Origin of the sequence: Thermosynechococcus sp. OHK43 (assembly GCF_014466085.1) — a bacterium.
GTDB lineage: Bacteria > Cyanobacteriota > Cyanobacteriia > Thermosynechococcales > Thermosynechococcaceae > Thermosynechococcus.
This window is the reverse complement of record NZ_JACOMP010000052.1, coordinates 1-4,688: the sequence shown is the minus strand read 5'-3', so window position 1 is coordinate 4,688 and position 4,688 is coordinate 1. Positions and strand designations below refer to the sequence as shown.

Below are 4,688 nucleotides of genomic sequence, written 5' to 3'. Positions count from 1 at the left end.
CCTCTACTACTAGATCTTGATCGCGATAGTAACCCTGCTTGCGCTCAACCGTAACTCCCGGCCAGTTGCCAACGCGCTGATTTAGTCCTGTAAGGCCATTGAAAATTGTTGTCTTACCACAGTTAGGATTGCCAATCAAGGCAATAGTTGCTGTCATGCTACACTCCATTAGTTACAGGGGCGAAACTTCCAGTGCATCGGCCTCATCCTTACGTAGGCTCAAATGGAAACCCCGCACTTTAATCTCTGTGGGATCACCTAGGGGGGCATGGCGGACAATCTCAATTTCAGTGCCGGGGGTCAAGCCCATTGCCAATAATTTACGTTTATAACTAGGGGCAGTAGGGGCATATCCGGTAATGCGTAGACGGGCACCAATGGGAGCAGTACGTAGATGAACCTCTCTCGCTTTGACAGCTGCCAGCAAAATGTGTTGCGCTAAGGCGTGGTTAATGCAAAATCGCTGGTCATTGAGAGCAACCATCGCCGCACCGTGATTATTTTTTTTCAGGATGGTAATGATGACTCCCGGTTTTAGACCCATTCCTAAAAGCTCTCGAGGGTTAGGGCATGTCAACCGAGCAATCATGTAGAGATCGCCAGCTTTAGCCTCTGCCAGGGAAATCAGCTTAGACATCGGTTCTCTCCAGCATTGTCCTTCGAGATGGGGATCAGCAATATAGGTGTAGGACGGCCATGAATGTGAAGGTTTTCGCATTTAATATCTGCTTTTTGATTGCTTATTGATTCTCGTTCTCAATAATAGCAGACTACAGACCAGAACTGTTGAATCCCTTAACAGAACTTAGTACCTTAGCAACTGCCCTCCTTTGGTAAAGACTTGCAAACAAGCGTGAAGAAGGCTCCAGAATCCTGATACAACAATTGATGGAGTTGCAGCCGAACATCAACCGATTCCTATGAATATTGCTGTTATTGGCTTGAGTCACAAAACCGCCCCCGTGGATGTACGCGAAAAATTGAGTGTGCCAGAGGATGTGCGGGAGCGGGCACTGCAACATCTGCGCGGCTACGCCCATATTCAGGAGGCCACGATTCTCAGCACCTGTAACCGCTTGGAAATTTACATTGTTACCAGTGACACTGAGGTGGGCGTGCGGGAAGTGCATCAGTTTCTCAGTGAGTGGAGTCACATTCCCCTGCCACAACTGCGCCCGTACCTCTTTATCCTGCTCCATCAGGATGCCGTGATGCACCTGATGCGGGTGGCTTCGGGTCTAGATAGTTTGGTCATTGGCGAGGGGCAAATTCTCTCCCAGGTGAAACGCTGTCATCAGTTAGGACAACAGTACAAGGCCATTGGTTCGATTCTCAATCGCCTCTTTACAGCGGCGATCGCTGCCGGGAAGCGGGTACGCACAGAAACCAGTATTGGCACTGGGGCAGTCTCCATCAGTTCAGCGGCGGTGGAACTGGCGGATCTGCGGCTGCAGAATCTACAAAACTGCCGAATTGCCGTTGTCGGTGCCGGTAAAATGTCCCGCTTGGTAGTGCAACACCTGATTGCCCGGGGCGTAAAGGAAATCAGCATTATCAACCGCTCCTTGGAACGGGCACAGGAACTGGCGCAGCAGTTTCCCGAAGTGCGCTTTGAACTCTTTACGATGACAGATCTGCTGCCGATTGTGGCAGCGATGGATTTGGTCTTTACGGGTACAGCAGCAACCCAGCCCCTCCTGGATCGCGAGAACCTAGGCTCCGTACTCACAGGCGATCGCCCCCTTGCCATCATTGATATTTCTGTGCCCCGCAATGTCCATGCCAATGTGACGGAATTGGCCTGCGTAGAACTTTTTAATGTGGATGATCTGGAAGCTGTAGTGGCACAAAACCAAGAGGCTCGACGCCAGTTAGCCCAAGAGGCTGAGGGCATCCTTGAGGAAGAATTAGAGACATTTTTGGCTTGGTGGCACGCCCTGGAAACGGTTCCAACAATCCGCAGTCTGCGCCAAAAAATGGAAGCGATCCGTACCCAGGAACTAGAAAAAGCCCTCTCTCGCTTGGGTAGCGAGTTTGCTGACAAGCACCAAGGGGTCATTGAAGCTATGACCCGCACCATCATCAACAAAATCCTCCATGATCCGACAGTGCAACTGCAATCCCAGCGAGACCTAGAGAGTCGTCAACGCGCTATGCAAACCCTCCAAGACTTGTTTAATCTCGAACCCATCGAAGCCTAGGGCCTATGCGCCACGTGGGTGATTGTGGGGAGGCGGTAGTTGCGGCGTGGCTACAAACTCAGCAGTGTCAAATTTTGGCTCAAAACTGGTCTTGCCCTTGGGGTGAACTGGATATTGTTGCCTGTGATCCGGAGGGAGTGGTGCTCTTTGTCGAAGTGAAAACCCGCCGTTCTTACAACTGGGATAGGGATGGCCTCGACGCTATTTCCCCCAGCAAGCAACGCAAACTCATTTTGGCAGCCCAAGCATTCCTAGAGTCTCAGCCCCAGTGGCAGGAGCACCCCTGTCGCTTTGATGTGGCCTTGGTGCGACACCAAAGGGGTGCCTATTGGCTCCATTGCTACCTGGAACAGGCCTTTACCTTAGACTCAACCGCGTGAAGCCATTTACCAGCTCAGCAGTTTTTGCAGGCGATCGCGAATCCAGTTCATCGGCCGACTTGGATCCGACTCTTGGCGACTCAGTTCCTGAAGCTCCTGTTGATGTTGCGCCAGCACATCCTGGCGGCGGGCGATCGCCACCGCAATATCCTCAGCCAGGAAAGGATGTTCCTTGAGCAACTGTTCAAATCCCTCCCGCGGCAGGACAAACAATACCGTATCCGTCATTGCCATCATTGTTGTTGGGCAGGCCACCCCCAGCATTAGGGGCAGTTCGCCAAAGTGCTCCCCGGGATTAAATCTCATCATCGGCTTCAGTTCCCCATCCTCCTCATAGACCGCTGCCATCTGCCCCTGTAATACGATGTAGAAGTTGCTGATCGGCTCCTGAGCACGGAACAAAATTTCCTTCGCTCTCAGGTGCTTGCGGTAGCCCGATTCAATGAGAAAGCGTAATTGCAAATCATTCATGCATTGAAAATAGCTCACCTGCCGAAGCAGCGACCTTAAGGAGGGCGTTGCTGGTGCCAAGGGCATGCCTACCGTTTCGGCTGGTTCAGAAGTAACAGAGAGCGTTGGTGCATTGCGAATCCACAGATCTCGCTGTGGGAAAGGAATCGAGATATTGTGCTGCCGAAAGTAGTAATCAATCTTGAAATTGAGACTGCTTTTGATGAACACTCGCCGCTCAATGGTCTCCGTCCATACCCAAAGCTCAAACTTAAGGGCCGAATCGCCAAATTCACGGAAAATAACCCGAGGCGCTGGCTCCTTGAGGATATCTGGCTCAGAATGCGCAATATTGAGCAAGACCTCCGTTACTAAAACTGGATCCGTACCATAGGCAACCCCAATAGGAATATCAATGCGACCGCGGTGGGTTTCATAGTACCAATTCAATACCGGACTATCAGCAAGGTAGGTATTGGGCACTACCACATTTGAACCGTTAAAGGTTTGAATCACCGTGGCGCGCATCGAGACTTCCTGAACGTAGCCACTGATGTTTTCAATTTCCACAAAGTCGCCAACACGCACCTTGCGTTCAATCAAGAGGGTCAGACCACTGATGAGATTGCGGGTGACATCCTGCAAACCAAAACCAATCCCCACCCCCAAGCCGCCAATAATCACCGCTAGGGAATCGAGATTAATTCCCACCGCTTGCAAAACAATAATGTAGCCCAGTGCTCCCCCAGCACCACTAATCACAGTGGAAATGGCCTCGCGGTTGCCTAAATCCAGACCAAGGCGCGGTAAAAGCTGATTTTTCAGCACCCCTTTGAAAAAGCGCGCTAAAATTGCAACAAGAATGAGCAGCAGCACCACTTGAAACAGCCAACGCAGGGAAATAGTCTCCCGCCCAAGGCGAAACAAAGGTGTATCGAGAATACTAATCAACGATGACCACAGCTGAATGACTTGAGATGGCATTCTCCACAGTCTCCGCAGGGGTTCACAAACTTAGATAATGCCGAAGAGAGTCAGCGGGCTCACTGCAACCCCTTCACTTTAGCAGGGGGTGACTATCAACTCAAGGAACTCACCTAGAATCGCGATCTGCTCTCCTAGTGATCAAAGGCTTGGGTGTAACATATCCCACAATAGCCAGAGGGCGATCGCCAACAGGCTAGTGCCCGTCAACGTTTGTAATCGCTGCTCCGAGAGGTACTGGGATAGCCAGCGACCAATCCATACTCCAATCAAGCTAGTGGTCACTAAGGCTAAAGCTGCCCCCAAAAACACCAACCAAGGGGAGGCGGCGCTGGCAGCCATGAAAAATACAGCAATTTGAGTTTTATCGGCGAATTCAGCCAAAAAAACGGTTAAAAACGCAACCCCAAACTCTCGCCATGGCAACGCCCGCTTAATCACCAACTGCCCTCTAGGCGTCCGTCATTTCCTCAACGGTCTCAGTGGTCTTCGTTTCTGGGCGATTCTCCGTATTTAGACGGCGACTGTAGCGACCCGAAGAACGCTTGCGAAACTTACGAGCGTAGGCTTGGTTACGAAGAGCTTTTTCTTTCTTGGGATTGCGGCGTTTGGCCATGCTTACCTCAATGGTAGGGGTGGTCTCAGCATTCAACAAGAACAGAAACTCTATTTT

At 51.1% G+C, this 4,688-nt stretch carries 7 protein-coding genes; 2 read left to right on the top strand and 5 right to left on the bottom strand.

The genetic code is table 11. The annotated features are described in order from the left end of the window. Both H8Q75_RS02410 and H8Q75_RS02405 read right to left on the bottom strand, forming a co-directional pair. Positions 1-157: FeoB small GTPase domain-containing protein (locus H8Q75_RS02410; RefSeq protein ID WP_297040179.1), on the bottom strand; the 157-nt coding region annotated here is incomplete at its 3' end. 15 nt (positions 158-172) lie between these two features. After that, entirely contained in the window at positions 173-637 is a 465-nt protein-coding gene (locus tag H8Q75_RS02405) for a ferrous iron transport protein A (protein WP_297040177.1), read from the bottom strand. Between the two features lie 283 nt (positions 638-920). Between H8Q75_RS02405 and H8Q75_RS02400 the strand changes: the two genes are divergently transcribed. Then, positions 921-2,201 (top strand): glutamyl-tRNA reductase, encoded by a 1,281-nt coding sequence (locus H8Q75_RS02400; RefSeq protein WP_024124784.1) that lies wholly within the window; start codon positions 921-923, stop codon positions 2,199-2,201. 5 nt (positions 2,202-2,206) lie between these two features. Further along, positions 2,207-2,581 carry a YraN family protein gene (locus H8Q75_RS02395; protein WP_297040174.1) on the top strand — a complete coding sequence of 125 codons (375 nt, stop codon included), beginning with the start codon at positions 2,207-2,209 and terminating at the stop codon, positions 2,579-2,581. Between the two features lie 6 nt (positions 2,582-2,587). Here the strand turns inward: H8Q75_RS02395 and H8Q75_RS02390 are convergent, their stop codons facing one another. From H8Q75_RS02390 to H8Q75_RS02380, 3 genes are all read right to left on the bottom strand, one after another. After that, positions 2,588-4,015: a mechanosensitive ion channel domain-containing protein gene (locus tag H8Q75_RS02390; RefSeq protein ID WP_024124782.1), complete on the bottom strand. Its 1,428-nt coding sequence runs from the start codon at positions 4,013-4,015 to the stop codon at positions 2,588-2,590. A gap of 141 nt (positions 4,016-4,156) precedes the next feature. Next, positions 4,157-4,456: a TMEM165/GDT1 family protein gene (locus H8Q75_RS02385; RefSeq protein ID WP_297040170.1), complete on the bottom strand. Its 300-nt coding sequence runs from the start codon at positions 4,454-4,456 to the stop codon at positions 4,157-4,159. A 10-nt stretch (positions 4,457-4,466) separates the two neighbouring features. Further along, a partial coding sequence (locus H8Q75_RS02380) for a hypothetical protein (RefSeq protein ID WP_297040182.1) occupies positions 4,467-4,688 on the bottom strand: 222 nt, incomplete at its 5' end.